This window comes from Nocardioides sp. NBC_00163, assembly GCF_045206295.1.
In the GTDB taxonomy this organism is placed as follows: domain Bacteria; phylum Actinomycetota; class Actinomycetes; order Propionibacteriales; family Nocardioidaceae; genus Nocardioides.
This window is the reverse complement of the sequence record NZ_CP108155.1, coordinates 4632363-4658458: the sequence shown is the minus strand read 5'-3', so window position 1 is coordinate 4658458 and position 26096 is coordinate 4632363. Positions and strand designations below refer to the sequence as shown.

General features: G+C 69.2%; 28 protein-coding genes. 12 read left to right on the top strand and 16 right to left on the bottom strand.

Annotated features, from left to right (window positions below; all coding sequences use genetic code 11):
* Window positions 1-3 precede the first annotated feature (3 nt).
* From OG801_RS22330 to OG801_RS22315, 4 genes are read right to left on the bottom strand one after another with little or no spacing between them, the layout of a single operon-like run.
* A complete protein-coding gene (locus tag OG801_RS22330; RefSeq protein ID WP_355018611.1) occupies window positions 4-342 on the bottom strand; it encodes a DivIVA domain-containing protein in 339 nt (112 codons plus the stop codon).
* A 3-nt stretch (window positions 343-345) separates the two neighbouring features.
* Complete coding sequence (locus OG801_RS22325) at window positions 346-1065, bottom strand: TIGR00730 family Rossman fold protein (protein WP_355018610.1); 720 nt, start codon at window positions 1063-1065, stop codon at window positions 346-348.
* Window positions 1062-2147: a succinyl-diaminopimelate desuccinylase gene (gene dapE / locus OG801_RS22320; protein WP_406031465.1), complete on the bottom strand. Its 1086-nt coding sequence runs from the start codon at window positions 2145-2147 to the stop codon at window positions 1062-1064. Before dapE ends, OG801_RS22325 begins: the two co-directional genes overlap by 4 nt.
* Before the next feature lie 21 nt (window positions 2148-2168).
* Window positions 2169-2969 carry a TetR/AcrR family transcriptional regulator gene (locus OG801_RS22315; RefSeq protein ID WP_406031464.1) on the bottom strand — a complete coding sequence of 267 codons (801 nt, stop codon included), beginning with the start codon at window positions 2967-2969 and terminating at the stop codon, window positions 2169-2171.
* Window positions 2970-3068: 99 nt separating this feature from the next.
* On the opposite strand from OG801_RS22315, the gene OG801_RS22310 reads away from it, so the two are divergent.
* From OG801_RS22310 to OG801_RS22300, 3 genes are read left to right on the top strand one after another with little or no spacing between them, the layout of a single operon-like run.
* The gene (locus OG801_RS22310) at window positions 3069-3524 is read left to right on the top strand and encodes a nitroreductase/quinone reductase family protein (RefSeq protein ID WP_406031463.1); all 456 of its coding nucleotides are present in this window, start codon (window positions 3069-3071) and stop codon (window positions 3522-3524) included.
* Window positions 3521-4483: an ATP-binding cassette domain-containing protein gene (locus OG801_RS22305; RefSeq protein WP_406031462.1), complete on the top strand. Its 963-nt coding sequence runs from the start codon at window positions 3521-3523 to the stop codon at window positions 4481-4483. The genes OG801_RS22310 and OG801_RS22305 overlap by 4 nt, the downstream gene beginning before the upstream one ends.
* A complete protein-coding gene (locus OG801_RS22300) occupies window positions 4480-5280 on the top strand; it encodes an ABC transporter permease (protein WP_406031461.1) in 801 nt (266 codons plus the stop codon). The genes OG801_RS22305 and OG801_RS22300 overlap by 4 nt, the downstream gene beginning before the upstream one ends.
* A gap of 62 nt (window positions 5281-5342) precedes the next feature.
* Here the strand turns inward: OG801_RS22300 and OG801_RS22295 are convergent, their stop codons facing one another.
* Window positions 5343-5819 (bottom strand): aromatic ring-opening dioxygenase LigA, encoded by a 477-nt coding sequence (locus OG801_RS22295; protein WP_355018604.1) that lies wholly within the window; start codon window positions 5817-5819, stop codon window positions 5343-5345.
* 174 nt (window positions 5820-5993) lie between these two features.
* On the opposite strand from OG801_RS22295, the gene OG801_RS22290 reads away from it, so the two are divergent.
* Window positions 5994-6464 carry a DUF6069 family protein gene (locus OG801_RS22290; RefSeq protein WP_406031460.1) on the top strand — a complete coding sequence of 157 codons (471 nt, stop codon included), beginning with the start codon at window positions 5994-5996 and terminating at the stop codon, window positions 6462-6464.
* Between the two features lie 14 nt (window positions 6465-6478).
* Here OG801_RS22290 and OG801_RS22285 read toward each other — a convergent pair whose 3' ends face one another.
* The 4 genes from OG801_RS22285 to OG801_RS22270 all read right to left on the bottom strand — a co-directional run bounded on the left by OG801_RS22285 (window position 6479) and on the right by OG801_RS22270 (window position 12297).
* Entirely contained in the window at window positions 6479-7159 is a 681-nt protein-coding gene (locus OG801_RS22285) for a class I SAM-dependent methyltransferase (protein ID WP_406031459.1), read from the bottom strand.
* Between the two features lie 88 nt (window positions 7160-7247).
* Window positions 7248-8264, bottom strand: coding sequence for a hypothetical protein (locus OG801_RS22280; RefSeq protein WP_406031458.1), 1017 nt, complete (start codon window positions 8262-8264; stop codon window positions 7248-7250).
* 87 nt (window positions 8265-8351) lie between these two features.
* Window positions 8352-11582, bottom strand: a complete 3231-nt coding sequence (gene ileS, locus OG801_RS22275; protein ID WP_406031457.1) for an isoleucine--tRNA ligase — start codon at window positions 11580-11582, stop codon at window positions 8352-8354.
* A gap of 268 nt (window positions 11583-11850) precedes the next feature.
* On the bottom strand, window positions 11851-12297 hold the full coding sequence (locus tag OG801_RS22270) for a GNAT family N-acetyltransferase (RefSeq protein ID WP_406031456.1): 447 nt from the start codon (window positions 12295-12297) through the stop codon (window positions 11851-11853).
* Between the two features lie 56 nt (window positions 12298-12353).
* Between OG801_RS22270 and OG801_RS22265 the strand changes: the two genes are divergently transcribed.
* The 4 genes from OG801_RS22265 to OG801_RS22250 all read left to right on the top strand — a co-directional run bounded on the left by OG801_RS22265 (window position 12354) and on the right by OG801_RS22250 (window position 16224).
* Complete coding sequence (locus OG801_RS22265) at window positions 12354-13124, top strand: enoyl-CoA hydratase/isomerase family protein (RefSeq protein ID WP_406031455.1); 771 nt, start codon at window positions 12354-12356, stop codon at window positions 13122-13124.
* A 58-nt stretch (window positions 13125-13182) separates the two neighbouring features.
* On the top strand, window positions 13183-13752 hold the full coding sequence (locus OG801_RS22260) for a DinB family protein (RefSeq protein WP_355018597.1): 570 nt from the start codon (window positions 13183-13185) through the stop codon (window positions 13750-13752).
* Window positions 13753-13894: 142 nt separating this feature from the next.
* Window positions 13895-16030: a carbon starvation CstA family protein gene (locus tag OG801_RS22255; RefSeq protein WP_406031454.1), complete on the top strand. Its 2136-nt coding sequence runs from the start codon at window positions 13895-13897 to the stop codon at window positions 16028-16030.
* Window positions 16027-16224 carry a YbdD/YjiX family protein gene (locus OG801_RS22250; protein WP_355018595.1) on the top strand — a complete coding sequence of 66 codons (198 nt, stop codon included), beginning with the start codon at window positions 16027-16029 and terminating at the stop codon, window positions 16222-16224. Before OG801_RS22255 ends, OG801_RS22250 begins: the two co-directional genes overlap by 4 nt.
* Window positions 16225-16228: 4 nt before the next feature.
* Here the strand turns inward: OG801_RS22250 and OG801_RS22245 are convergent, their stop codons facing one another.
* Window positions 16229-16519, bottom strand: coding sequence for a hypothetical protein (locus OG801_RS22245; RefSeq protein WP_406031453.1), 291 nt, complete (start codon window positions 16517-16519; stop codon window positions 16229-16231).
* A 68-nt stretch (window positions 16520-16587) separates the two neighbouring features.
* Here OG801_RS22245 and dapD point away from each other — a divergent pair, with 68 nt between their 5' ends.
* A complete protein-coding gene (gene dapD, locus OG801_RS22240) occupies window positions 16588-17517 on the top strand; it encodes a 2,3,4,5-tetrahydropyridine-2,6-dicarboxylate N-succinyltransferase (RefSeq protein WP_406031452.1) in 930 nt (309 codons plus the stop codon).
* A gap of 35 nt (window positions 17518-17552) precedes the next feature.
* Complete coding sequence (locus tag OG801_RS22235; protein WP_406031451.1) at window positions 17553-18401, top strand: hypothetical protein; 849 nt, start codon at window positions 17553-17555, stop codon at window positions 18399-18401.
* 123 nt (window positions 18402-18524) lie between these two features.
* On the opposite strand, the gene OG801_RS22230 is transcribed toward OG801_RS22235, so the two are convergent.
* From OG801_RS22230 to fdxA, 3 genes are read right to left on the bottom strand one after another with little or no spacing between them, the layout of a single operon-like run.
* Window positions 18525-19556: a hypothetical protein gene (locus OG801_RS22230; protein ID WP_406031450.1), complete on the bottom strand. Its 1032-nt coding sequence runs from the start codon at window positions 19554-19556 to the stop codon at window positions 18525-18527.
* A gap of 36 nt (window positions 19557-19592) precedes the next feature.
* Window positions 19593-20714, bottom strand: coding sequence for a succinyldiaminopimelate transaminase (dapC, locus tag OG801_RS22225; protein WP_406031449.1), 1122 nt, complete (start codon window positions 20712-20714; stop codon window positions 19593-19595).
* Window positions 20714-21037: a ferredoxin gene (gene fdxA / locus OG801_RS22220; RefSeq protein ID WP_355018589.1), complete on the bottom strand. Its 324-nt coding sequence runs from the start codon at window positions 21035-21037 to the stop codon at window positions 20714-20716. The genes dapC and fdxA overlap by 1 nt, the downstream gene beginning before the upstream one ends.
* Window positions 21038-21116: 79 nt before the next feature.
* On the opposite strand from fdxA, the gene OG801_RS22215 reads away from it, so the two are divergent.
* Together OG801_RS22215 and OG801_RS22210 are read left to right on the top strand one after the other, a co-directional pair.
* Window positions 21117-22004, top strand: coding sequence for a GNAT family N-acetyltransferase (locus tag OG801_RS22215; RefSeq protein ID WP_406031448.1), 888 nt, complete (start codon window positions 21117-21119; stop codon window positions 22002-22004).
* 57 nt (window positions 22005-22061) lie between these two features.
* A complete protein-coding gene (locus OG801_RS22210; protein ID WP_406031447.1) occupies window positions 22062-22220 on the top strand; it encodes a hypothetical protein in 159 nt (52 codons plus the stop codon).
* 115 nt (window positions 22221-22335) lie between these two features.
* On the opposite strand, the gene OG801_RS22205 is transcribed toward OG801_RS22210, so the two are convergent.
* The 3 genes from OG801_RS22205 to OG801_RS22195 all read right to left on the bottom strand — a co-directional run bounded on the left by OG801_RS22205 (window position 22336) and on the right by OG801_RS22195 (window position 26060).
* On the bottom strand, window positions 22336-22725 hold the full coding sequence (locus OG801_RS22205) for a VOC family protein (protein ID WP_406031445.1): 390 nt from the start codon (window positions 22723-22725) through the stop codon (window positions 22336-22338).
* 19 nt (window positions 22726-22744) lie between these two features.
* Window positions 22745-23575 carry an esterase/lipase family protein gene (locus OG801_RS22200; protein WP_406031443.1) on the bottom strand — a complete coding sequence of 277 codons (831 nt, stop codon included), beginning with the start codon at window positions 23573-23575 and terminating at the stop codon, window positions 22745-22747.
* A gap of 109 nt (window positions 23576-23684) precedes the next feature.
* Window positions 23685-26060: a VanW family protein gene (locus tag OG801_RS22195; RefSeq protein WP_406031441.1), complete on the bottom strand. Its 2376-nt coding sequence runs from the start codon at window positions 26058-26060 to the stop codon at window positions 23685-23687.
* Between the last annotated feature and the right edge of the window lie 36 nt (window positions 26061-26096).

Below are 26096 nucleotides of genomic sequence, written 5' to 3'. Positions count from 1 at the left end.
GTCCTAGACGTCGGGCGAGCCCGAATCGGGCTCGGGCGATTGTGATGTGAGTCCCCCGACTCCGACCTCGGCACCGGCATCCCCGGCCGCGGTCGACTCACGCCATTCTGCCTCCTCGGCAAGGCGGGCGATCAGAGCGTCCACCTCGTCCATCCGGTAGCCGCGGAAGGCCACCGAGAAACGTACGTGACGCAGGTCCGCCGCTTCCAGGACGCGGTCGCGGGGCACCAGAGCGTCGGGCTGGTCGCCGTACTCCTCCCCCATCGGCGCGCCTGTCCCGGCGGCTACGAGGGCGACTCCTCCGAGAGCCAGCACGATGAGTGCCGCGAAGATCCAGCCCATCCGTCAGTCACGCGCCTTCAACATCAGCTCGACCGCCTCGTCCACGTCGTCGGTGAGGGTGATCATGTCCAGGTCGCTCTGCTTGATCCGGCCGTCGGCCAGCATGGTCTCGCGCATCCAGTCGAGCAGTCCCTGCCAGTGCTCCACGCCCATCAGCACGATCGGGAACTGGGTGATCTTCTTGGTCTGGGAGAGCGTCATCGCCTCGAAGAGCTCGTCCATGGTGCCGAGCCCGCCGGGCATGACGATGTAGCCCTGGGAGTACTTCACGAACATCATCTTCCGCACGAAGAAGTAGCGGAAGTTGAGCCCGAAGCTGACGTAGTCGTTGAGCCTGGCCTCGAAGGGCAGCTCGATGCCGAGGCCGATCGACTCGCCACCGGCCTCGAGAGCGCCCTTGTTGGCCGCCTCCATCGTGCCCGGGCCACCGCCGGTGATCACCACGAAGCCGGCCTCGGCCAGGCCGCGGCCGACCGCCTCGGCCTGGGCGTAGGTCGGGTGGTCCTGGGGCGTGCGCGCCGACCCGAAGACGCTGATCGCCGGGCCGATCTCGGAGAGGTCGTTGAACCCCTCGACGAACTCGGCCTGGATCTTCATGACCCGCCACGGATCGGTGTGGACCCAGTCGCCGTGGCCGGAGCTGTCCAGCAGTCGCTGGTCGGTGGTGCTGCCGGCGGGGCGTCCCTTGGTGGGGCGTGGGCCGGAGCCGCTGCGTCGGGTCATGCGGTCAACCAATCACGAAGGGCCTGCTCGCAGGTGGTGATCTCGGAGATCCGCACGTGCTCGTCGGCCTTGTGGGCGAACATCGGGTCACCTGGACCATAGTTGACCGCCGGTATGCCGAGAACCGTGAACCGCGCCACATCGGTCCAGCCGAACTTGGGTCCGACCTCGCCGCCGACCGACTCGATGAAGGCCTTGGCCGCGGGACGGTCCAGGCCCGGCAGCGCGCCCGGGGCCGAGTCGGTCAGGGTGACGTCGTAGCCCTCGAAGAAGTCGGTCACGAACACCAGCGCCTCCTCCTCGCTGCGGTCCGGCGCGAAGCGGAAGTTGACCGTCACCACGCACTCGTCGGGGATCACGTTGCCCGCCACTCCCCCGGCGACGAAGACCGCGTTGAGGCCCTCGTGAAACTCCAGCCCGTCGATGACCGGCTTGCGCGGGACGTACGACTCCAGGCGGCGCAGCACCTCGCCGGCCTTGTGGATCGCGTTGACGCCGCGCCAGGAGCGGGCGCTGTGGGAGCGCTCGCCGGTGGTGCGTACCTCGACCCGCAGGGTGCCCTGGCAGCCGGCCTCGACTCCGGCGTTCGAGGGCTCCATCAGGATCGCGAAGTCTCCGGCGAGCAGGTCGGGCTCGCTGGCAGCTAGCTTGCCGAGACCGTTGTGGACGGCCTCGATCTCCTCCGCGTCGTAGAAGACGTACGTCACGTCGCGGTTGGGCGTCCGGAGGGTCGCGGCGAGCTTGAGGATGACCGCGTCGCCGGACTTCATGTCACACGCGCCAAGGCCGTGCAGGATGCCGGTGGCCTCGTCGAGGCGGCTCGGGAAGTTGCCGTTGACCGGCACCGTGTCGAGATGGCCGGCGATGACGACGCGCTCGGGGAGGCCGAGGTCGGTGCGCGCCACGATCGAGTTGCCCCGCCGCTCGACGACGAGGTGGTCGTACGCAGCCAGCGCCCGCTCCACGGCGTCGGCCAGCTCGAGCTCGTTGAGGCTCACCGAGTTGATGTCCATCAGCTGCCGGGTCAGCGTCACCACGTCGGTCGTCAGGTCGATCTCAGGAGTGTCAGGACTGGTTGTCACAGGCGCTAGTCAACCAGCCCTTCATGAGAGTTCGTCGGCCGCACCGGTTGACCGGCGGCCCACGTGCGCGAGCACGCCGTCGATGATCCGGGCCAGCCCGTAGTCGAGCTCGCGCGCGGGGTCGGTGGCGGCCTGATAGGCCTCGCCGGCAGCGGTGCCGACCCGGTTGGCCAGCGGATAGTGGCTGCCCGCCATGACCTCGCTCAGCGTGTCGTAGTTGGCCTCCCACCACTCTGACTCGGTCATCCCGGTGACCTGCTCGGCGCGGCGCTTCATGAGCTCGCTGCGGGCGATGTTGCCCGCGAAGCCAACCAGCACGGCGACCGTCTGGTCCATCTCCAGGTCGGAGAGCCCGAGGCCTTCGACGGCCTGCAGCTGCCACTCGTAGCGGTCGCTCATGTTCGGACCCAGCCAGGGGCGTACGTCCTGCACCTCGAGCAGCCACGGATGGGCCCGGAGCTCGTCGTGCGTGAGGTTTGCGACCAGCTCGAGGCGCCTGCGCGGATCCTCGGGCAGCTCCGGAAGCTCGGCGCGGCCGGTCACCTGGTCGGCCATGAGCACCAGCAGCGCGTCCCGGTTGGGCACGTAGGAGTAGAGCGTCATCGCCCCCAGGCCGAAGCGCTGCGCGATCGCGCGCATCGTGACGGCGGCCAGGCCCTCGGCGTCGGCCAGGTCGATCGCGGCGTCGACGATCTCGTCGACGCTCACCTTCTGCTTCGGGCCGCGCTTGGTCTTCGGCTCCTCACGCGCACCCGCCCGATGGCGCCACAGCAGGCGCAGGGAGGGGTCCGACTGGTCTGGCTGGTCCGGCACGTCGCTCATCGTAACCTCATCCGAAATAATTTCGTACGTTGTACGGAACAAATGCTACAGTCACTCCGTTGACATCTTCGTACAGCGTACGAAATTGGAGGAACGTGTATGCCGAACGACGCGAAGCCGGTCCCGCCGCGCTGGCTCAAGCCGATGAACAAGGTCTTCATGACCCTGTCGAAGACCGGGATCGGGATGAAGGACCTGCCGGTGCTCACCGTGCCGGGCCGCGCGAGCGGCAAACCCCGCAGCACCCCGCTCTCGGTCCTGGACCTGAACGGACGCCGCTACCTGCTCGAGGGCTTTCCGGGAGCCGACTGGGCCCGCAACGTACGTGCCGCCGCCGGTCGCGCCACTCTCCGGATCGGCAAGAACACCGAGGAGGTGCGTCTCGTGGAGGTGGAGGGCGAGGAGGCGTTGGCCGTGCTCCGGGCCTGGCCGGAGCGGATGACGGACGGCGCGAAGATCATGCTCGACGCCGGCGTGGTCACGGCGGTGACGCCGGAGGCGTTCGAGGCGGTCGCCGGCCGCTGCGGCGTGTTCCGGATCGAGGTGGGCCGATGACCTCGACTCCCCTGTCCGCGCGCGGCGTGCGCAAGCGCTACCGCGACACCCATGCCCTCGACGGCCTCGACCTCGACGTCGCCGCCGGCACCGTGCACGCCCTGCTCGGGCCCAACGGCGCCGGCAAGTCGACCGCGGTGAACGTCTTCGCGACCCTGACCCGGCCTGATGCCGGTGAAGTGCGTGTGGGCGGCCATGATGCCGTACGCCATCCCGCCCGGGTCCGCTCCACGATCGGCCTGGTCGGCCAGAGCGCCGCGCTCGACGAGGCCCTCCACGGCCGGGAGAACCTGGTGATGTTCGGCCGTCTGCACGGCCTCTCGAAACCCGATGCCGTACGCCGCGCCGGCGAGCTCCTCGACGCCTTCGGCCTCACCGAGGCCGCCGACCGGAAGGTCTCGGGCTACTCCGGCGGGATGCGGCGGCGCCTCGACATCGCCGCCGGCCTGGTCACCCGTCCGCGGATCCTCTTCCTCGACGAGCCGACCACCGGGCTGGACCCGCGCGGCCGTCACGAGGTCTGGGAGATGGTGCGGCAGGTGGTCGCCGACGGGACGACGGTGCTGCTGACCACCCAGTACCTGGACGAGGCCGACCAGCTCGCCGGCATGGTCACCGTGCTCGGCGCGGGCCGGGTGATCGCCGAGGGCACCCCGTCGGTCCTCAAGAGCGATCTCGGCGGCGACCGGGTGATCATCACCGCGACCGGGCCCGACGACCTCGCCCGGATGGCCGGCGTCCTCGGCTCCGCCGCCGTCGTCGACCCCGACCGGCACGAGGTCACCGTCGAGGCCGGCGCGGCTGGCGGCGGTGCCGCGGTCGTGGAGGTCGTACGCACCCTCGACTCCGCCGGCATCACGGTCGACGACGTGCTGCTGCGCAGACCGACCTTGGACGAGGTGTTCCTCCACTTGACCGCCCCCGAACCCGCACACGATCGCGAAGGAGCCGCCCGATGACCGCCATCGCCTCGACCCTGCGACAGACCGTGACCCAGACCTGGGTGATCACGCTCCGCGACCTCAAGCACTGGCAGCGCGAGCCGTGGGGACCGATCTTCGGGATCCTGTTCGCGATCATGATGCTGCTGATCTTCGGCTACCTGTTCGGCGGCGCGATCGAGATGCCGGGCGGCGGGTCGTACCTGCCCTATCTGCTGCCCGGAGTGCTCGCGCTGACGATGATGTTCGGCATCGACGGCACCATGGCCGTGGTCACCGAGGACACCAAGCGCGGCGTCACCAACCGGTTCCGGTCGCTGCCGATGAGCGGTCTCGCGGTGCCGCTGGGGCGAGCGATCGCCGACCTGGGCAACTCGGCGGTCCAGCTGGGTGTCCTGATGCTCGGCGGGCTGTTGATCGGGTGGCGGATCGAGGGCTCGTTCCTCGAGGCGGTCGCCGCGGTCGGGCTCCTGCTCTGGCTGCGGCTGGCGATGCTGTGGCTGGGCATCTTCCTCGGGCTGACCCTGCGGATGGAGGGTGCGCTGACGATGGTGCAGGTGCTGGTGTGGCCGCTGGGGTTCTGCTCGAGCCTGTTCGTCTCGCCCGAGACGATGCCCGGCTGGCTCGGCTTCCTGGCCTCCTGGAACCCGGTCTCGGCGACCGCCACCGCCTGCCGCGACCTCTTCGGCAACCCGACCGGGATCACCTCCGGGGTGCTCGCCGACCACGCGACCCTTTTGGCGCTGGCCTGGCCCGCGGTTCTGCTGGCGGTCTTCGTCCCGCTCTCCGTCCGCGCGTTCCGGCGCCTGGGCTGAGAACGGAAGAACGGGCCCGGGAAGGCGATGCCTTCCCGGGCCCGTTGGCGAATGGGCGGGGGTCAGGCGGTGGCCGGCTCGAGGCCGTCGGGCTCCTCCGCCGACTTCTTCTTCACAGGTGCGACGGCTCGGGTCAGTGAACCGAGCGCGAACGCGACGAAGAGCAGCACGACGCCCAGGCCCGCGACCAGCGCCGAGAGGCCGAACGCGGTGACCGCGGTCAACAGAGAGGCGCGTACGAACGACGACTCCGCCGCGACCGCGCGGATCGGGTCCTCCTGTGCGAGCTCGGCGTACGTCTTGCCCTTGGTGATCCCCAGGGCGTGCTTCTCGACGGTGGCCGCCTGGGCGTAGGCGGAGAACGGGCCGTCGACGTTGTCACCGGCGAGGAAGGAGGCGTCGTCGGCGACGGTGATCTCCTGCGCCTTCAGCTGGGTGTGGGCCAGGTAGTAGGTGGCGGCGCCACTGGCGATGAACAGGAGGCCGAACAGCCCGATCAGGGGGCTCAGCAGCTTCGCGATCCGAGGTTTGCGGGTCATGCCGGTTAAGGCTCACCTAACTTACCTTGGGATGTAAGCCCTGGAGGGTGTGATCTTCGTCGTGCAGAACTTTTTTCCGGGAACCTGTCGGATCGGTGTCGAGCCGTTCGTGGAGTGAGTGAGAAGCGGCCAGACGGACCGCGACAAAACCACCACCAGATGAGAGGCACCATCATGAGCACCAGCACCTACACCCAGGCCACGACCACCTCCCGCGGTCAGTTCGCAGCGCGGATGCCGGTCTGGCTCGTCAGTGTCACCGCCGTCCTTGTCGGCGCCCTGGTCACCGGCGTCTACGAGTTCTTCGCCCGCGCGGTCGGGGTGCCGTTCAACGTCGCCCTCCCCGGCACCGGCGTCGAGCCCGCCGCGATCCCCGCGACCGGGCTCGCCTGGGCCGTCGCCGAGCTCGGTCTGATCGGCATCATCATCGCCGTGTGCCTGGACCGCTTCGCCAAGCGCCCCCGCTCCACCTGGAAGCGCACCGCCTGGACCCTGACGGCGCTCTCGATGGTGCCCAGCCTGATCGCCGTCACCGACTCCTACGCCACCAACATCATGCTGGTGATCTCCCACCTCGTCGCCGCGGCCGTGATCGTCCCCGTGATCGCCGCCCGGCTGGCGGAGCGCAACCCGCGCCGCGCCTGAGGTGTCTGCGGACGTCAGCCCGGTGGTCGGCGAGCGATGATCAGCTCGCCGACACCGGGCATCGGCGTCGTCTCGACCGTGAACCCGGCGTTGGCAAGGTCGGCGAAGAGCGCCGGCCTGGGATGGGTGCGGTAGTACATGACGAACTTCGGCCGCCACACCGCGTTGCGCACCCGCATCACCAGGTCGAAGCCGGAGAGCAGCCAGTAGGCCGGGTGGGTCGGCCCCGGCGCCCTGCTGACCGGCAGCGCGAACACCCCGCCCGGCCGCAGCGCCCGATGGATGCCGTCGAAGAGCTCCGGCCGCTCCTCCGGCAGGAAGTGCCCCAGCGCCCCGAAGCTCACCACCAGGTCGTACGCAGCCTCGAACGGCAGCGCGCGAGCATCCGCCCGAACCAGGTCGGCGTCGGGGTGCGCGGCCCTGGCCTGCTCGAGCATCCCGACGCTGAAGTCGACCCCCGTCGGCCGCTCCCCGGTCGCCTCCGCGAGCAGCTCCAGCCCCGCCCCCGTACCGGTGCACACATCGAGGCCACGCTCGAACGGCCCGTACTCCCGCAGCGCCGTGATGGTCGCGGCGAGCATCCAGTCCGGGGTACGGAACGGGGTCGCGTCGAACTTCGGCGCCAGCAGGTCGTAGCCATGCTCCACCGACGACAGCGCTTGGACGGCGAGCTCCTTGAGCGTGGGCCTCTCCACGGTTCAACGATAGGTGCGAACAGGTGATCAGCGCCGTCGTTCTCGATGACCCTAGGAGACTCGATCACGTCTGCCGTGATCAAGTCTCCTAGGGTTGCCGCGCTATCAGGCAGGCGTCGTCACATGCCCTCGGAGAGTCCGCCCAGCCACGAGATGCCAGGACTCTCGCGATGCCCTGTGCGGTTCGGCATGGTGTCTCGAAGACCTGGTGCCAGCGCAGTCGCGCGGTCACGGTGCGGGTGGCTGCGAGGTCGTCGAGCACCCGGTCGGCATCGCGGGCCTGGTCGCGCCAGGTGTCATGACCCAACGCTCCGTCGAGCTCGACGACCAGCCCGTACGCCACGTACTCCACGTCCCGGAACTGACTGCCCTTCGGCGTCGCCCGGACCGTCTGTCGCTCGGACCGTGGCAGCCCGTGGACGCGCTCGACCTTGGTGAGATAGCCGTGCTCGAGAACGGAGTTCGTGCCGGACTCCAGATCGTCGATGATCTTGGCGATCCAGGCACGGCGGCGCAGGGACGGAAAACGACTCAGCGCCCCACGGAGCGAGCCGGCGGTGACATGAGTCCGCCCAGCGACGCCGGCGAGACTAGCGATCGCGTCGATCTCCGAGCGGGCGTCGTGCGCCATCGCCAGCGCGTTGTCCTCCAGCTTCAGGCGAGGCGGGACGCCACCGTGGGCATGGGTCTCGAGGTTGGTGAGCCGGTGGATCACGATGCCGGGCTGAGGCGCGACCCGCCGAGTCTGGTCGATGGCGACGTGGATCGGGTCGGGGACCATCCCGGGCACCATCGGCCGCTCCGCGCGGGGCGCCTCGACGCTCGGGCCGCACACATAGGCGGGTGCGGCATAGAGGACAGCTGCCCAGGCGCGCTGGTGCCAGGTGAGCGGACCCGTGTGATCGACGTACACCCGCCGATGCACCCGCACGATCTCCTTGCGCCGCTGCATCCTGATCATGTCAGCGCGCGTCAGCCCACCGGCCGTGAGCTGCGCATGGCTGAGCACACCATCCTGCTGACGTCGCTGCGCCTCCATCAGCCTGGCGGCATGCTCCCGCTCCCAGACATCCTCGTGACCGCTGGTGACCCCCGAGTCCTCCACACTCCCAGTTATCCCACGTAAAGCCCCGGAACCCTAGGAGGGTGAGTCACGCCTGGCGTGACTCACCCTCCTAGGGTTCAACAGAGATCAGGCCTTGGCGACCGCGATCTGGGCCTTTTCGCCGTCGCCCAGGTCGACCGGGTTGCACTCGAGCGACTCGACCACGTCGTACGTCGTGGCGAGGGTCTCGCGGGCGATGAGGTCGGCGTGGGTGGTGGCTGCCTGGCGTACGGTCTCGGAGCCGGCCACCGAGAGGGTGATGCGGTCCTCGACGTTGAGGCCGGAGTCCTTGCGGGCCTGCTGGACCGCGCGGATCAGGTCTCGGGCGAGGCCCTCGGCGGCGAGCTCGGGGGTGACGACCGTGTCCAGGACGATGAACCCGCTTGGCAGCATCGAGACGGCGATGTCGTCGGAGGCGGCGCCGGCGACGGTCTCGAGGGTGTATTCACCCTCCTCCAGCGCCAAGCCTCCGGCGACGACCTCGCCGGAATCGGAGACCGACCAGTCACCGGACTTGGAGCCCTTGATGGCCTTCTGTACGTCCTTGCCCAGCCGCGGGCCGGCGGCGCGGGCGTTGACGGCGAGCCGCTGCTCGATGCCGTAGGTGCCGGCCTCCTCCGAGTCGGCCGCGAGCAGCCGGACGGACTTGACGTTGACCTCGTCGGCGACGATCTCCTCGAAGCCGGCGATGTCGGCACCGACGACCGTCAGGCCGCCGAGCGGCAGGCGGTTGCGGAGCTTGCGGGCCTTGCGCAGGGCGGAGGTCGAGGAGCAGACCGTGCGGACCGCGTCCATCCGGGCGACCAGGTCGGCGTCGGCCGGCAGGTCCTCGACGACCGGGTAGTCGGCCAGGTGCACCGAGCGGCCACCGGTCAGACCGCGCCAGATCTCCTCGGTGGTCAGCGGCAGCAGCGGCGCGACCAGACGGGTCACCGTCTCCAGCACCGTGTAGAGGGTGTCGAAGGCGGCCTTGTCCTCGTTCCAGAACCGCTCGCGGCTCCGCCGGATGTACCAGTTCGTGAGCACGTCGATGAACCGCTGGGTCGCCTCGCAGGCCTCGGCGACGTAGTAGTCGTCCATCGCCGAGGTCATCTCGGCGACGTAGTCGCGCAGCTTGGCCAGGACGTAGCGGTCCAGCGGGTCCTCGGACGCCGTCGAGCCGGTGGTCTCCAGGTCGGCCGCGTTGGCGTAGAGCTGGAAGAAGTACCAGCTGTTCCACAGCGGGATCATCACCTGGCGTACGGAGTCCCGGATGCCCTGCTCGGTGACGACCAGGTTGCCGCCGCGAAGGATGGGCGAGGACATCAGGAACCAACGCATCGCGTCGGCGCCGTCGCGGTCGAAGACCTCGTTGACGTCGGGGTAGTTGCGCAGGCTCTTGGACATCTTCTGCCCGTCCGAGCCCAGCACGATGCCGTGGCTGATGCAGCTCGAGAACGCCGGGCGGTCGAAGAGCGCGGTCGCCAGGATGTGCAGGGTGTAGAACCAGCCGCGGGTCTGGCCGATGTACTCCACGATGAAGTCGCCCGGGAAGTGGTGCTGGAACCACTCCTCGTTCTCGAACGGGACATGGTTCTGGGCGAACGACATCGACCCGGAGTCGAACCAGACGTCGAGGACGTCGGAGACGCGGCGCATCATCGACTTGCCGGTCGGGTCGTCCGGGTTGGGACGGACCAGGTCGTCGACGTACGGACGGTGCAGGTCGGGGTTGCCCTCGGCGTCCTTGGGCAGGGTGCCGAAGTCGCGCTCCAGCTCCTCGAAAGAGCCGTAGACGTCCAGGCGCGGGTAGGCCGGGTCGTCGGACTTCCACACCGGCACCGGCGAGCCCCAGAAACGGTTGCGGGTGATCGACCAGTCGCGGGCGTTCTCCAGCCACTTGCCGAACTGGCCGTCCTGGATGTGCTCGGGCACCCAGCGGATCTGCTGGTTGAGCTCGAGCATCCGGTCCTTGATCTTGGTGACCTCGACGAACCAGCTCGAGACACCCTTGTAGATCAGCGGCTGACGGCAGCGCCAGCAGTGCGGGTAGGAGTGGTTGTAGGACTCGCGGCGGAGCAGGATCGTGCCCGCGGTCACCGATCCCCCGGCCTCGCCGCGGGTGACCGACTTGAGGTGGTCGATGATCTGCAGGTTGGCGTCGAAGACCTGGACACCGGCGTAGTCGACCACCGGCGCGGTGAAGCGCCCGTCCTTGCCGACCGGCATGACCGCCTCGATGTTCTCGCGGTCGGTCACCTCCTTGTCGACCTCACCGAACGCACCGGCAGTGTGGACGACCCCGGTGCCGTCCGTGGTGGTGACGGCGTCGTCGGCGGCCACGATCCGGAAGGCGTTCTGGTGACCGGCGTAGTAGGAGAACGGCGGCTGGTAGGTGCGGCCGAGCAGCTCGGCTCCCTTGTAGCGGCCCAGGACCGTCGCCTCGTCGGCGTCAGGGAAGAGCTCCTTCTGGTACGCCGCGAGGCGAGCCTCCGCGAGGACGTACTTGGCCGTCTTGTCGGTGCCCGGGACCGGGCCCTCGACCACGACGTAGTCGATCTCGGAGCCGACCATGACCGCGAGGTTGGACGGCAGGGTCCACGGCGTGGTGGTCCAGATCAGGATGTGGGCGTTGTCGAGGACCTCGTCCTCACCGGTGGCGTCGATCGCATAGCCGACGGTGACCGCCGGGTCCTGGCGGTCCTTGTAGACGTCGTCATCCATCCGCAGCTCATGGTTGGACAGCGGGGTCTCGTCCTGCCAGCAGTAGGGCAGGACACGGAAACCCTCATAGACCAGGCCCTTGTCGTAGAGCGTCTTGAACGCCCAGATCACCGACTCCATGTAGTCGGGGTTGAGGGTCTTGTAGTCGTTGTCGAAGTCCACCCAGCGCGCCTGACGGGTGACGTAGTCGCGCCACTCGCCGGTGTACTTCAGCACCGAGGCGCGGCTGGCCGCGTTGAACTTGTCGATGCCCATCTCGACGATCTCGTCGGTCGTCTTCAGGCCGAGCTGGCGCATCGCCTCGAGCTCGGCGGGCAGGCCGTGGGTGTCCCACCCGAAGCGCCGCTCGACGCGCTTGCCGCGCATCGTCTGGTAGCGCGGGACGATGTCCTTCACATAACCGGTCAGCAGGTGGCCGTAGTGCGGCAGGCCGTTGGCGAACGGCGGCCCGTCGTAGAAGACGAACTCGTTCTCGCCGTTCTCCCCGGCGTCACGGTTGTCGATGCTCGCCTGGAAGGTCCCGTCCTTCTTCCAGTAATCGAGAATCTGCGTCTCGATCTCCGGGAAGCGTGGGCTGGCCGGGACTTTGGCTGAGTTGACCTTCGGATAGGCCATCGACGCATCTCCTGCTGGGTGGTAGTGGGTTGTCTTCACCACAGGGACGATCTTTCGACCGCGGTACCACCCTGCTTGTCCTGGTCGGCCACGCTCCACCGGTGGTTGAGCTTGTCGAAACCAGGGCCACTCATTCTCGGCTGTGACGGGCCACTCCCGCCGGGTTCTACTTGCCCGAAGGCTTTCTTCCCGGGGCTCGCCGCTGATGACGGCTCGAACGCCTGTAAGGAAGAGAGTACGCCGCCCGGCGCCCGCCACGCGAACCCGATTACACCGCGCGCCACATCCGCACGTGCGGACCGATCTCGGGGTCGTCCCACGGCTCACCGATCTCGACGAACCCGGCCCTCGCGTAGAAGGCTGCCGCCGGCGTACGCGCGTTGCACCAGACCAGCCCGCCGCCCCTGGCCGCGACATGGTCCAGCGCCGCCTGCAGCACCTCGGCTCCGACACCCTGGCCGCGCCACCCGTCCGCCGTCGCCATCCCCCGGATCCGCCACCCCTTCCCGGGGTGTTCGGCCAGGTCAGGAAATGCTTCCGGGAAGAGTCCGACGCACCCGACGATGTTCCCGCCTGCATCCGTCGCCGCGTACGTAGCGACCTCGGGACCGTCGTCCCCCGGCACTCTCGCAGCCTCCGGCGGCCCACCGTTGCGCAACACCTTCGCCCGCAACGGATACGTCTCCTCAACCGCCACCCGGCGCACCGTGATCACGACGCGACCATATCGGGGTGCCGACGCCTCGTCGGGGCACCTGGCAGGATGCGCGCATGAGCCTGATTCGCTACGAGTACGCCGACGGTTGCGCCCGCATCACGATGACCAACCCGGACAAGGGCAACGTCTTCAAGCCCGAGGCGGGCGCGGAGATGCTGGCGGCGATCCTGCGGGCTAAGGCGGACTCGGCGCGGGTGATCGTGCTGGCGGCGGAGGGGAAGTACTTCTCCGTCGGCGGTGACCTGGCCGGGTTCGCGGCGGCCGACGACCTGGGGCCGTTCATCCTCGAGCTCGCCGAGGGCGCCAACCGGATCATCACCGAGCTCGTCCGCTGCGACGCGATCGTGGTCAGCGCCGTCCAGGGCACCGCGGCGGGGGTCGGGTTCCCGCTGGCCGCGGCCGCCGACATCGTGATCGCGGCCGACAAGGCGAAGTTCAGCCTGGCCTACGCGAAGGTCGGGCTGTCGGTCGACGGCGGCGGGTCGCTCCTCGTGCACACCCTGGGCCTGCACCGGGTGCTGCGGCTGACCCTGCTGGGCGACATGCTCGCCGCGACCGAGGCGCTCGAGGCCGGGCTGGTCGCTCGTGTCGTACCGGCCGATGACCTCGCCGCCACCGTGGACGAGGTCGTCGCGACCCTCCTCGCCGGCTCGCCAGAGGCGCTGGCGAGCACGAAGCACCTGATCCGCGACGTCGCCGACCCCAACCCCGAGTCGGCGCTGCGCCGCGAGGCGCAGTCGATCTCCGCGCTCGGAGGCTCGGCCTCCGGCCGCGAAGGCATCAACGCGTTCCTGGAGAAGCGGCCGCCCAGCTTCACCGGCTGAAATCGCTGGCCGCTGAATTCATTTGGCGCGGGGGCGCTCGTTCCGCGAGGGTGAGCCCATGAGCAGTGATCAGCGACAGGTGGGCTTCGGCGGAATCTGGCTTCCCGAGGGCGAGGATCCACGCCACCAGGACCAGCAGGCCGTCGGCGAGCTCGCGACGTACCGGGACTACCTGCGCCACTACCGGCTCACTCTCGAGCTCAAGTGCGAGGACCTCGGTCCGGAGGATCTGGCCAAGCAGAGCGTGCCGCCGAGCGACCTGAGCCTGCTCGGGCTGATCCGCCACATGGCGCGGGTCGAGCACAGCTGGTTCCAGCGGGTGCTGAAGGAGAACCTCGAGCTGCCGCGGTTCGACGCCGACGACCCCACCGGCGGCTTCCACAGGGTGGCGCCGACCAAGGAGTCGGTCGACGAGGCGTTCGCGAGCTGGCGCGAGCAGGTCGCGGCGGCCGACGAGTGGCTCGACTCGATCGACGACACGATGCTCGGCGAGACCCGTGACGTCGGCCGCGGCGACGAGCCGACCAGCATCCGCGACATCCTGGTCCACATGATCGAGGAGTACGCCCGCCACGCGGGCCACGCCGACCTGCTGCGCGAGGTCATCGACGGGCGTACCGGGCAGTAGCCCCTCCCCCGCCCACCAGGCGGTTTCCTGAGACTAGGCTGAGACAGCGGTCACAACGACCGTTACCGCGCTGAATCAGAGGGAGACCATGTCGACGTCGACCGCCAACCCCACCAGCTCGGGCCCAGGGTCCGGGCCCAACATGCCCCGTAATTGGAGGGCAATCGCCATCTGGACCGCCGTCGCTGTCGTCGGCGCCGTCTGCTGGGCCATGCTCGCCCTGTCCCGAGGCGAGAAGGTCTCGGCGCTGTGGATCCTGTTCGCCGCGCTGGCCTCGTACGCGATCGCCTACCGGTTCTACTCGAAGTTCATCGCCAACAAGGTGCTGAAGGTCGACGACACCCGGGCCACCCCGGCCGAGCGGCTGGAGAACGGGCAGGACTTCGACGTCACCGACCGGCGAGTGCTCTTCGGGCACCACTTCGCCGCGATCGCCGGCGCCGGCCCGCTGGTCGGCCCGGTGCTGGCCGCCCAGATGGGTTACCTGCCGGGCACGATCTGGATCATCGTCGGCGTCATCTTCGCCGGTGCCGTGCAGGACATGGTCGTGATGTTCTTCTCGATGCGCCGCGACGGCAAGAGCCTCGGTCAGATGGTGCGTGAGGAGATCGGCACCGTCGCCGGCGTGGCCGCGCTGATCGCCGTCTTCGCGATCATGATCATCATCCTGGCGGTGCTCGCGCTGGTCGTCGTCAATGCCCTCGCGGAGTCGCCGTGGGGTGTCTTCTCGATCGGTCTCACCATCCCGATCGCGCTCTTCATGGGCTTCTACCTGCGCTACCTGCGCCCCGGCCGCGTCAGCGAGGTGACCGTCATCGGCGTCGCGCTGCTGCTGCTGGCCATCATCGGTGGTGGGTACGTCGAGGAGATGGGCCTGGCCGGCGCCCTCACCCTCTCCCACGAGACGCTGGTGATCTGCCTGGTCGTCTACGGCTTCGTCGCCTCCATCCTCCCGGTGTGGATGCTGCTCACGCCGCGTGACTACCTCTCCACCTTCATGAAGGTGGGCGTCATCGTGCTGCTCGCCGTGGGCCTGGTCCTCGCGGCCCCCGTGCTGCAGAACGAGGCCGTCACCGACTTCGCCACCAACGGCGAGGGTCCGGTCTTCGCCGGCACGCTGTTCCCGTTCGTCTTCATCACCATCGCCTGCGGCGCCCTCTCCGGCTTCCACGCCCTGATCGCCTCGGGGACGACGCCGAAGATGGTCGCCAAGGAGTCGCAGGTCCGCATGATCGGCTACGGCGGCATGCTGATGGAGTCGTTCGTCGCGATCTCCGCCCTCATCGCAGCCTCCGTGATCGACCAGGGCATCTACTTCTCGATGAACGCCTCCGCCGGTGCAACCGGCGGCACCCCGGAGACCGCGGCCGCCTTCGTCAACGGGCTCGGCTTCTCGATCACCCCGGCCGACCTCGAGGCAGCCGCGGCCAGCGTGGAGGAGTCGATCATCTCCCGCACCGGTGGCGCCCCGACCCTGGCGTTCGGGATGTCGCTGATCTTCACCGAGGCGTTCGGTGGCGGCCTGGCCGCCTTCTGGTACCACTTCGCGATCATGTTCGAGGCGCTCTTCATCCTGACCGCCGTCGACGCCGGCACTCGCGTGGGCCGGTTCATGCTCCAGGACACGATCGGCAACGTCTGGAAGCGCTACGCCGACACCTCCTGGCGGCCGGCGGCCTGGTCGGCCTCCGCGCTGGTCGTACTGGCCTGGGGCTACATGCTCTGGATCGGCGTCGGTGACCCGCTCGGCGGCATCAACCAGCTCTTCCCGCTCTTCGGCATCGCCAACCAGCTGCTCGCCGCGATCGCGCTGACGCTGGCCACGACGCTGCTGATCAAGCACGGCAAGCTCAAGTGGGCGTGGGTGCCGGGCATCCCGCTGGTCTGGGACCTCATCGTCACCATGACGGCGAGCTGGCAGAAGGTGTTCAGCGACAACCCCGCGATCGGCTACTTCGCCCAGGCCTCTGCCGCGCGCGAGGCACGCGACGCCGGTGAGCTCTACGGGGTTGCGAAGACCCCCGCGGACGTCGACCAGATCATCTACAACTCGACCCAGTCCGGCATCCTGCAGGCCGCATTCGCGGTGCTGGTGATCGTGATCGTCGCCGGTGCCGCGGTGACTGTGGTCAAGGCGATCCGCGCCGGCGGGTTGCCGACCACCGAGGTACCGAAGGTCGAGTCGAAGATCGTCGCGCCCTCAGACTTCTTCGCCACCAAGGAGGAGAAGGAAGCCGTACGCGAGTGGGAGGCCTCCCAGAAGGCGCCGGTCTCATGAGTCTGCTCGCCGAGCGTGTCTCGGATCGCTTCTCCGGCGCCTGGCGGCTGCTCCGCCAGGCGACCGGGGAGGCGAAGTGGGACGAGTACGTCGCCCGGTGCGAGCGCGAGGGCGTCGAGCCGATGAGCCGGCGCGCGTTCGAACGTCACCGGGCCGACGAGAAGGAGCACAACCCGCAGGCCCGCTGCTGCTAGCGGTCTAGCGGGGGCTGTCGTCGGCGAAGGCGGCGTCGAGCCAGGCGTACACCTGCGAGTCACCTCGGGTGACGAGCAGGACCACCTGCTTCTCGGCGTCGCTCACCGGCTTGCCGTTGATCCAGCTGCGGACGATGTTGGAGGCCGCGCGGCGGACGACCTCGACGCCCTTGGCCATCGCCCACTCCGGCGCCGGATGACCCTTGCTGGTCGCCACTCCGGGGATCTCCAGGGTCCAGGTGCCGTCCTCGGCCTGGAGGAGCTGGGGCATCGGGGGCGCACTCTTCTTACTCACCTCCACATGTTCGCACGTCGAGACCGTCGATAAGGGACCACTCAGGCTCGGCCACTAGACTGCGCCCCGTGACGAATGCAGCTTGGGGCTTCGGCCTCGTGACGTACGCCGCCGACAACTCTGTGCTCGACGTGTGGTTCCCCGCGCCGCAGCTGGGCGAGAAGCCCGCCGACGCGACGGCGCCGGCCGAGCTGACCGCGCTCGAGGGCGCCGACGAGGTGCGTCAAGTCACCCAGCGGGTCGCCCTGGTCGAGGTCAACGACCTCGAGACCGCGCCCGAGACCACCGAGGACGTCTGGCTGCGGCTCCACCTTCTCTCCCACCGCCTCGTGCAGCCGCACGGGCAGAACCTCGACGGCATCTTCGGCCTGCTCACCAACGTGGTGTGGACCAGCGCCGGCCCGTGCGCCGTCGAGGGCTTCGAGCTCACCCGCGCCCGGCTGCGCGCCGCCGGCCAGCACGTGACCGTCTTCGGCGTGGACAAGTTCCCGCGGATGGTCGACTACGTCGTCCCGAGCGGCATCCGGATCGGCGACGCCGACCGCGTCCGCCTCGGCGCCCACCTGGCCTCCGGCACCACCGTGATGCACGAGGGCTTCGTCAACTTCAACGCCGGCACGCTCGGCGCCTCGATGGTCGAAGGCCGGATCTCCGGCGGTGTCGTCGTCGGCGACGGCTCCGACGTCGGTGGCGGCGCCTCGATCATGGGCACCCTCTCCGGTGGCGGCAAGGCCGTCATCTCCATCGGCCAGCGCTGCCTGCTCGGTGCCAACTCCGGTATCGGCATCTCGCTGGGCGACGACGCCGTCGTCGAGGCCGGGTGCTACGTGACGTACGGGACCAAGGTGACGCTCCCCGACGGCACCGTGACGAAGGCCGGCGAGCTCTCCGGCGCCTCCAACATCCTCTTCCGCCGCAACTCGGTCAGCGGCGCCATCGAGGCAGTTCCGTGGAAGGGCGAGGGCATCGAGCTCAACGCCGCCCTCCACGCCAACTGACTCTCGCCGAAGAGCCCGAAGAGCAGAGTGCCGAGTTGAAGAAGCTTCTCACCGCCCTGGTGGTGCTCAGCGTGATCGCCGGCGGCATCTACTGGGTCGTTCAGGCCGCGACGGACAAGCTGGACTCGATCCTGCCCGACCTGCAGCAGTGCACTGCGGTCGCAGGTGAGTACGAGGCGCGCTTCGACCCCGAGCAGATGGGCAACGCCGCCGTGATCACGGCGCTCGGGCTCAAGCGCGGCCTGCCGGCGCGGGCGGCCACGATCGCGATCGCGACCGCGATCCAGGAGTCGAAGCTCTACAACATCAGCCACGGTGACCGGGACTCGCTCGGCCTCTTCCAGCAGCGCCCGTCGATGGGCTGGGGCACCGAGGAGCAGGTCCAGGACCCCGTCTACGCCACCAACAAGTTCTACGACGCGCTGGTGAAGATCGAGGGCTACGAGGACATGGTGGTCACCGAGGCGGCGCAGGAGGTACAGCGCTCGGCCTACCCCGAGGCGTACGCCGACCACGAGGGCGAGGGCCGCGCGATCGCCTCCGCGATCAGCGGCTACTCCCCCGCCGCGCTGACCTGCCGGATCGACGAGCCCGAGGCCGGCTCCGGCAAGCCCCAGGCGACCAAGACCGAGGTCAACCAGCTGCTCGGCCAGATGGTCGGCCGCGCCCGGGTCGACGGCACCACCGTGGTCATCCCCGTCGACGCCGGCGAGACCGGCCAGCGCAACGGCTGGGCCGTCGCGCACTACGTACTCGCCCGGGCCAGCGAGTTCGGCGCCACCTCCATCGCCTACGACGGCCGCACCTGGTCCGCCGGCAAGGACGAGGAGTGGGCCGACACCCCCCAGGCCACCGGCGACCAGATCGTCGTCACCCTCGCCTGACCCCACCAGTCGAGGCGTCAGCCCGGTCGGCCGAGACGTCACCCCGGGCGGGCGACATGGCAGTCGGGTGCCAACTCGGCCAACGCGAGCGACCTCTCGGCCGACGTACGTGACGCCTCGGCGTCAGTCGGCTACGTCGACGTGCACGTGGTCGCGGTGCTCGAGGATGGCTTGGTCGCCGCCGCGGGGCGGGACCTCGTAGTCGCGCCAGCCGGCGCCGGAGCGGAACTTGGTCCAGATGCGGTCGTCGTAGATGACGGTCTCGATGTCGAGGCGGTCGGCGTTGGCGACGAGGTACTGCGCCAGCGACCAGCCTCTGATGTTGTTGCGGGCGTTGATGGGCCGGAAGAAGTAGTCGACCGCGCGGCCCTCGTAGTGGGCCGAGCCGACCATGTGTCCGGTGGTGACGCCGCCGGGCTGGAAGCCGCCTTCGGGGACGCCCCCGTAGACATTGCGTACGTCCTCGCGCAGCGCCTCCGCACGCGAGGTGAGCCCGGCGCCGCTGAGCCTGTCCGGGACCTCCTCGGCGCTGCCCTTGACGACGCACGAGAACGCCTCAGGGGTGTTGCCGGTCAGCGCCGAAGCAAGGGCCCGCGCCTCGGGCTCGGCGTCGCGATAGCTGTCGCGCGAGCCGTCGCCGATCTGCTGGGCGACGCCCGGGACGGACTGCTGGCGGTAGTCGGCGACCCCGGAGAGCCGGTCGTAGAGGCCGGCCGCCTTCGCCGGATCCCGTTCGAGCGAGTGGTCGGCGAGCTCGACCGCCAGCACGACAGAGGCCGCGCGGGCAGGGAGGCCGCGGCGTACGGCTTGGGCGGCGATCGCCGAGGCACGCTCGGCCTGCTCGGAGGAGAGGTCGTAGGTCTCGCCCTCGGAGGTCACGGTGCAGGCCTCGCGGGCGAGGACCGGGATGCCGCCGACCCCGACGCCGAGGAGCCGCAGGCCGGCGAAGACCAGGGCGACCGCGATCACGACGCCCAGGACGATGAGGTGCTTGCGCACCGGCCGCAGCTGCTTGCGGGCTTCCCGCGCCGACTTGCGCAGCGCCTTGCGCGCCGGCTCGGGGAGCCTCGGCCCGTGAGGGCCCGGCGCAGGAGGCCGCGGACCCGGGGGCGGGATGGTCGGCGGGCCCGTCGGGGTCCCCGGCTGTGCGCTCACTCCACCAATCTTCACGTATGGGGCAAACCCGCCCGGCTATGCCGTGAGACGGGCGACGGCCGCGTCGACGCGCTCGTCGGTGGCGGTGAAGGCGATGCGTACGTGCTGGCTGCCGGCGCGGCCGTAGAAGGTGCCAGGTGCGGCGAGGATGCCGCGTTCGGCGAGCCACTCGACGGTGGCCCAGCAGTCCTCGTCGCCCCCGGAGATCGGGCGCCGTGACCACAGGTAGAGGGATGCCTCGGAGTGATCGATGCGGAAGCCGGCCGACTCCAGCGCCGTCTTGAGCTTGGCGCGCCGGGCGGCGTAGCGGGCGTGCTGCTCCTTGGCGTGCTGGTCATCGCCCAGCGCGGTCACCATGGCGACCTGCTGCGGGCCTGGCATCTGCAGGCCGAGGTTCTTGCGGACCGCGAGGACCTCACCGAGGACGGAGGCGTCACCGGCGACGAAGGCGCAGCGGTAGCCCGCGAGGTTGGAGCGTTTGGAGAGCGAGTGGACGGCGAGGATGCCCTCGTAGGAGCCGCCACAGACGTCCGGGTGGAGCACGGAGATCGGCTCAGCGTCCCAGGCGCACTCGATGTAGCACTCGTCGGAGATCAGCAGCGTGCCGCGCTCGCGCGCCCACTCGACCGTCTTGCGCAGGTGCTCGACCGGGAGCACCCGGCCGCTCGGGTTGGAGGGCGAGTTGATCCACAGGATCTTCGGCGCCTTCGGGCCCAACGCGACCAGCGAGTCGGTGGCGACGGTGTCGGCGCCGACGAGAGCCGCGGAGACCTCGTACGTCGGGTAGGCGAGCTCCGGGTAGGCGACCAGGTCACCCTGGCCGACGCCGAGGTGCAACGGCAGCGAGCCGATCAGCTCCTTGGAGCCGATCACCGGCAGCACGTTGTCTAGCCCGAGGCCGTCGACCCCGTGGTTGCGCGCGAGCCAGTCGATCGCGGCCTGACGTACCGCGGGTGTGCCGATCGTGGTCGGGTAGCCCGGGGAGTCGGCGGCAGCACGGAGCGCGTTCTGCACCACCGCGGGGGTCGAGTCGACCGGAGTCCCGACCGAGAGGTCGACCAGCCCGTCAGGGTGCGCGGACGCCTTCTCCTTGAAGGGAGCGAGCTTGTCCCAGGGGAAGTCGGGCAGCCGCTGCGAGACTGGGATCGAGGCCGGCATCATTCCTGGTTCTGCGGGGGCAGCGCGGCGACGAACGGGTGGTCCTTGTCGATCTCACCCATGCGGGCGGCACCACCGGGCGAACCGAGGTCGTCGAAGAACTTGACGTTGGCGTCGTAGTACTCCTTCCACTCCTCCGGGGTGTCGTCCTCGTAGAAGATCGCCTCGGGCGGGCACACCGGCTCGCAGGCGCCGCAGTCGACACACTCGTCGGGGTGGATGTAGAGCATCCGCTTGCCTTCGTAGATGCAGTCCACCGGACATTCGTCGACGCAAGCCTTGTCCTTCACGTCAACACAGGGCTGGGCGATGACGTACGTCATTCGGGGCTCCTCCAAGCGGGGTATCACGAAAGTCAGAGGGGCACGACTGGCCCTTCAGGGAACAGCCTAGTATCCCCACGTGCCTGCTCATCTCCTGGGACCACATGTCGTCGGCAAGCGGATCGTCATCCGCCGCCTCGTGCCCGGCGAGACCGGCCCCACCGGCGGCCCCGCCTTCACCGACATCCTCGGAGTCTGTACGTCCTGGGCCGACGGCGTCGCGGTCATCGAGCGTGAGTCCGGGGAGCAGGTGAGCGTGCCCGTCGCCGAGATCGTCTCCGGCAAACCGGTGCCGCCACGGCCGAACGTACGCCTCCGGATCGGGGTGCGCGAGGCCGAGCTGCTCAGCGCCGCGATCTTCCCCGGCACCACCTCCGAGCCGTTGGGCGAGTGGGTGCTCTTCGACCACGAGGTCTCGGTCCGCCGGCGCCCCAACTCGGCGCTGGCGATCGGCGACTCCGGCATCGGGCTGGATGCGGCCATCGACCGGGTCGAGAGCTACTACCGGAGCCGCCACAAGCGCCCGCGCGTGAAGATCGAGGTCGGCTCCGCGGTCGAGGAGGCTGTGGTCGCGCGCGGCTGGGTCGAGGACGTGACCGTCGGGTTCCAGCTCGCCGGGCTCGCCGCCACCCGCCGCATCCTGCCTCCGCCCGTCGAGGACGCCCGCGTCGAGGTCCAGGCGAACGACGCACAGGTGCTGATCACCCTCGGCGACACCGCCCGGATCATGGGCACGATGGAACGCGACTGGTTGGCCATCCACGACCTCGAGGTCGCCGAGCCACACCGCCGCCAGGGCCTCGCCTCGAAGGCTCTCGCCACCCTGCTCGAGTGGGGCGCCGAACGCGGTGCCCGCGCCGCCTGGCTGCACGTCGAGACCACCAACGCCCCCGGCCTCGCCCTCTACGAGGGCCTCGGCTTCACCGAGCACCACCGCTGCCGCTACTACGCCTCGCCCACCCCCTGACCCGCCTAGAGAACCAACTCGGTCGCTCAACAGCTCCAGCCGATCTAGAGTGGCGGCGTGGAGAGCGCAAGGGCCGAGGCCATGAGCGAGGAACAGCCGAATCAGCGTACTCTCGGCGGACTGCGCGTAAGCGTTCCTGATGACGCATTCGACCCACTTCCCGAGAGTGAGATCACTTTCTGGGAGGGCTCGCTCGACGAAGACACGACGCGCTGACACAACTGGTGCGGCGATCGTTCGTCCCTGGTCCTAGGCACTTCCTGGGCGAACGAATTTTCGTTCGCCCCCGCTAGCGCCCACGCAGTCGGCATCTTGGTGGCGGCGATGACCGCTAGTCGGAGAGCAGGTCCCACAGGTTGCCGAACGGGTCCCGGAAGACCTGGAGGGTGCCGTAGGGCTCCTCGCGCACCGGCCCGACGAGCTCGATGCCGGCGGCGACCAGCTTCTCGTACGCCACGCCGAAGTCGTCCACACGCAGGAAGAACGTGACCCGGCCGCCGGCCTGGTCACCGACCCTCGCGGCCTGCGCGGGGCCGTCGGCCCGGGCGAGCAGGAAGCCGGTGCCGCCGCCCGGCGGACGTACGACCACCCATCGCTTCGGGCGCCCGTCGTTCGTGGTCGACGGGGCGTCCTCGGTGACTTCGAAGCCGAGGACGCCGCGGAAGAACTCCACCGCCTCGTCGTAGTCGGGAACGACGAACGTGACCAGGTCCAGGTGCATGGGTGAACGGTAGGCGAGGTCAGCAGGTCTTCAGGTCCGGGGAGGCGGGGCCTTCGTGGGTGAGCGCGTCGAGGGTGAGGGCGATGGCGGAGGCGCTCATCGGGATGAGCAGGTGGTCGGAGAGGTCGAGGGCGCAGGCGTCCTGGATGCGTACGTTGGTGGTGTTCGGGCCCTCCGCGAGGAAGCCGGAGGTGTGGGGCACGACCACCTCGTCGGTGGCGGTGACGATCTGGGTGTAGGAGATGTCGCCCGGGGTCTCGTCGCCGGCGTTCAGGTCGGCGAGGAACTGCGAGCCGGCGGCCTGCTGGGCACACGACTGGCACAGACCGGTGGCTCCGAACGCGGTCCCGTCCAAGACGATGGTCGTGCCGTGGTTGGAGGGAGCGAGGCCGACGAGGTCCTCGACGTAAGCGGCTCCACCGAGGTTCTTGATGTAGTAGCGCGGCATCATGCCGCCCTGGGAGTGACCGACGAGGGACACCTTGTCGGCGTCGGTGACCTCGCGTACCCGCTCGATGAACTCACCCAGGTGAGCCGCCGAGTCCCGGATGTCGCCGGTCGCGCGGTTGCCGTAATCGAGCGAGTAGACGCAGAACCCTGCCCGCTTCATGGCCAGCGAGATCGGATCCAGCAGCGAGCGGCGGTCGCCGAAGGTGCCGTGCACGAGGATCACCGGCGTCGGGCGGGCTGCCGACGGCGCGCACGCCCAGTCGTTGGACCCGGCTGGATCGCCGTAGGGCGAGCCCGGAAGCGGGATCCCGGTCCGGCTCGGCCCCGCCGCGGCGGGTGACGAGATCGGGGCCAGGACGAGTGCGACAGCAGCGAGAAGACTCAGCAGAAACGGGCGCATGACCGCTTCAACGAGCAGCTGTGATCCGCGTCACGGTCAACAACGCCGAGTCGGCGCGTCATGACGCGCCGACTCGGCGTTGGTTGCGGTCAGAACCGGCCGACTCGGGTCAGTTGGGGTCGGCGGGAGGCGGCGGCTTCTCCGACTCGTCGGTGCACACGACCTCGTCCTGCGGGATGTAGGTCGTCTTGAAGGTCTCGGTGTCGACCTTCGAGCCCGATCCGGCGTTGTAGAAGTCGCGCCAGACGTTGATCGAGAAGCCCTGGGCGCCGACGGTGTTCTCGCAGTTGCCGTCGGTGATCTTCTGCTTGCCCGGCGACTTGAAGTCGTAGCGCTCGCCGGTGCGGGTCTTGATGTCCCAGATCTTGGTGGACCACATCTCCACGGTCACCGCGCCCTGGCTGCTGCCGCTGGCGGGGTTGACCCAGGAGCGGATCAGGACGCCGTACTTGGTGTTGTTCTTGAACTTGAGGTCCAGCGACGGCCAGGCGACGGTCGCCTCACGGCCGATCGGGTAGCGGTCGATGTAGAGCGAGTGGGCCTTGTGCTCGACGTCCTGGAGACCGGCGAAGAACATCGCGTTGAACGTGGTCGTCGCCATCTGCGAGACACCGCCGCCGTAGTCCTCGCGGAAGACACCGTTCTGGATCATCCAGCCCTTGGTGAACCCGTTGGCGGCCGTACGCTCCCCGACGATGCCATTCATCGAGAAGGTGTCCCCCGGCGCGAGCACGGTGCCGTTGACCAGCTCGGCGGCGCGGCCGATGTTGACGTTGCGGTATTCGGCGTAGGGGAAGTTGGTGGTGAAGGTCGAGACCTTCTCCTTCACGCCCCAGGCCTTGGCTTCCTCGGTGGTGACCTTCGGCTTGGCGACCTTCGACTTCACCTCGACGGTGCGCTCGCCCTTCGGCGCCGTGACGACGTCGAGGAAGACCGCCTCCAGGTCCTTCTGGTTGAAGGTGACACCCGGCTTGGCGGGGATGACCTTCGGAGCGCCGTTGACCATCTTGATGGTCGCGTCTACCGGCTTCGCGGCGTCGTCGGCGAGGGCCTTCTTGAGCACCTTCTTGAGCTTGCTGGGCGCGACCGAGGCCTGCAGCTCGCCGTCCTTCGGGTCGAACCGGATCGCGTCGCCGAACTCCTTCGGGGACAACTCCACCGGGGTCTTCTCGAACTTCAGCGTGATCGGCCCGGAGACCGCCGGCGTGGCGACCTTGTCGACCGCCTCCTGGACGTCGGCCTCGTCGACGTCGGGGGTGAGCTCCGCGAGAGGTACGTCGGCCTTGCGGTCGCCCTCGACGAGCAGCTGACCGGCGAGCGCGGTCCGGAGCGCGTCGTCGCTGACGCCCTCGCCCGCGACCGGCTGGGTGGTCTTGATCTTGCCCTTCTTGATGACGACGTCGCCGTCCTTGAAGGGGGTGCCGGCGCGCTTGTTCACCTTGGCGGCGACCTTGGCGATCAGCTTGTCGTCGGCCTTGATGACGGGCTCGATCTCGGCACCGCCGGTGAAGTGCTTCCACAGCTTGACCGGGCTCCAGCTGCGTACGGCGTTGGCCTTCTCGATCGTCGCCTCGGCGTCGAAGCTCAGGCCCGCGTCGGCCGGGTTGACCTCGGTCGTGCTGTCGCCGGCGGTCACGTTGATCGGCTGACTGTGGGCGGGAGCGAACTTCTGGTCCAGCAGCGGCGTCGCCGCGGCGGCCGTCATGCCGCCGATGTCCACGCCCGCGACCGTGGTGCCTTCGGGGATCTTCTCCCCCGCCACGGCGTACGCAGCAGCCCAGCCGACGAAGGCCAGGACGGCGATGCCGCCCGCGATCGCGGCGACGACCTTGGTGCCGGTGCCGAGCGGCTTGCTCTCGGCCGCGACCGGCTGGGCGTAGTCGGGCTGTTCGAAGGCGGAGTGGTCGTAACCGGAGTGGTCGTAACCGGAGTGGTCGAAGCCGGACTGGTCGAAGCCGGGCTTGTCCGCGGGGACCGGCTCGTGCACAACGAACGGCCCGACGCCCATGACGGTCGCCTCGAGCGGCTCGTCATCGAAGTCGGGAGCGTTCTGGGCCTGGTTGTCGAGCGCGATCTCGGTGGCCGCGTCGCTGGCCAGCTCGGGGGCGGCGTCGACCGCGTCCGGCTCCGGGGCGAACTTCCGGTTCTTCGAGACGAACAGGAAGTTGTCCTCCTCCGGCAGCTCGGCGCGCTTCGGCAGCTCCGAGCGCAGCATCGTGCTGCGCAGCAGGGTCTCCTCGGCCGCATCCTCGTCGAAGTCGCCGGCGGGGACCACTCGGGTCGCGCCCTCGGGCTCGTCATCGGCGTCGTTCGGAACCGGCTTGGCACCCGTGGACTCGGCAACACGGGCGTCGATCTCGATCTGAGGGATCATGATCGTCTCGATGGCAGCATCGTCCGCGCCAGCTTGGCTGGCGTTGGACCCGGCCGCGTCAGTTTGCTTCGCGGGCTCGGGGGCCTTGGAGGCCTCGGGCTCATTGGACATGCGGGAGAGCCTAGGACCTATACCCCCCTAGGCCGA

Excerpts from the sequence above, each read along its gene's own strand:
- OG801_RS22330 (WP_355018611.1), bottom strand. The coding sequence starts at position 342 with ATGGGCTGGATCTTCGCGGCACTCATCGTGCTGGCTCTCGGAGGAGTC.
- OG801_RS22325 (WP_355018610.1), bottom strand. The coding sequence starts at position 1,065 with ATGACCCGACGCAGCGGCTCCGGCCCACGCCCCACCAAGGGACGCCCC.
- OG801_RS22315 (WP_406031464.1), bottom strand. The coding sequence starts at position 2,969 with ATGAGCGACGTGCCGGACCAGCCAGACCAGTCGGACCCCTCCCTGCGC.
- OG801_RS22310 (WP_406031463.1), top strand. The coding sequence starts at position 3,069 with ATGCCGAACGACGCGAAGCCGGTCCCGCCGCGCTGGCTCAAGCCGATG.
- OG801_RS22305 (WP_406031462.1), top strand. The coding sequence starts at position 3,521 with ATGACCTCGACTCCCCTGTCCGCGCGCGGCGTGCGCAAGCGCTACCGC.
- OG801_RS22300 (WP_406031461.1), top strand. The coding sequence starts at position 4,480 with ATGACCGCCATCGCCTCGACCCTGCGACAGACCGTGACCCAGACCTGG.
- OG801_RS22295 (WP_355018604.1), bottom strand. The coding sequence starts at position 5,819 with ATGACCCGCAAACCTCGGATCGCGAAGCTGCTGAGCCCCCTGATCGGG.
- OG801_RS22290 (WP_406031460.1), top strand. The coding sequence starts at position 5,994 with ATGAGCACCAGCACCTACACCCAGGCCACGACCACCTCCCGCGGTCAG.
- ileS (WP_406031457.1), bottom strand. The coding sequence starts at position 11,582 with ATGGCCTATCCGAAGGTCAACTCAGCCAAAGTCCCGGCCAGCCCACGC.
- OG801_RS22265 (WP_406031455.1), top strand. The coding sequence starts at position 12,354 with ATGAGCCTGATTCGCTACGAGTACGCCGACGGTTGCGCCCGCATCACG.
- OG801_RS22260 (WP_355018597.1), top strand. The coding sequence starts at position 13,183 with ATGAGCAGTGATCAGCGACAGGTGGGCTTCGGCGGAATCTGGCTTCCC.
- OG801_RS22255 (WP_406031454.1), top strand. The coding sequence starts at position 13,895 with ATGCCCCGTAATTGGAGGGCAATCGCCATCTGGACCGCCGTCGCTGTC.
- OG801_RS22250 (WP_355018595.1), top strand. The coding sequence starts at position 16,027 with ATGAGTCTGCTCGCCGAGCGTGTCTCGGATCGCTTCTCCGGCGCCTGG.
- dapC (WP_406031449.1), bottom strand. The coding sequence starts at position 20,714 with ATGCCGGCCTCGATCCCAGTCTCGCAGCGGCTGCCCGACTTCCCCTGG.
- fdxA (WP_355018589.1), bottom strand. The coding sequence starts at position 21,037 with ATGACGTACGTCATCGCCCAGCCCTGTGTTGACGTGAAGGACAAGGCT.
- OG801_RS22205 (WP_406031445.1), bottom strand. The coding sequence starts at position 22,725 with ATGCACCTGGACCTGGTCACGTTCGTCGTTCCCGACTACGACGAGGCG.
- OG801_RS22200 (WP_406031443.1), bottom strand. The coding sequence starts at position 23,575 with ATGCGCCCGTTTCTGCTGAGTCTTCTCGCTGCTGTCGCACTCGTCCTG.
- OG801_RS22195 (WP_406031441.1), bottom strand. The coding sequence starts at position 26,060 with ATGTCCAATGAGCCCGAGGCCTCCAAGGCCCCCGAGCCCGCGAAGCAA.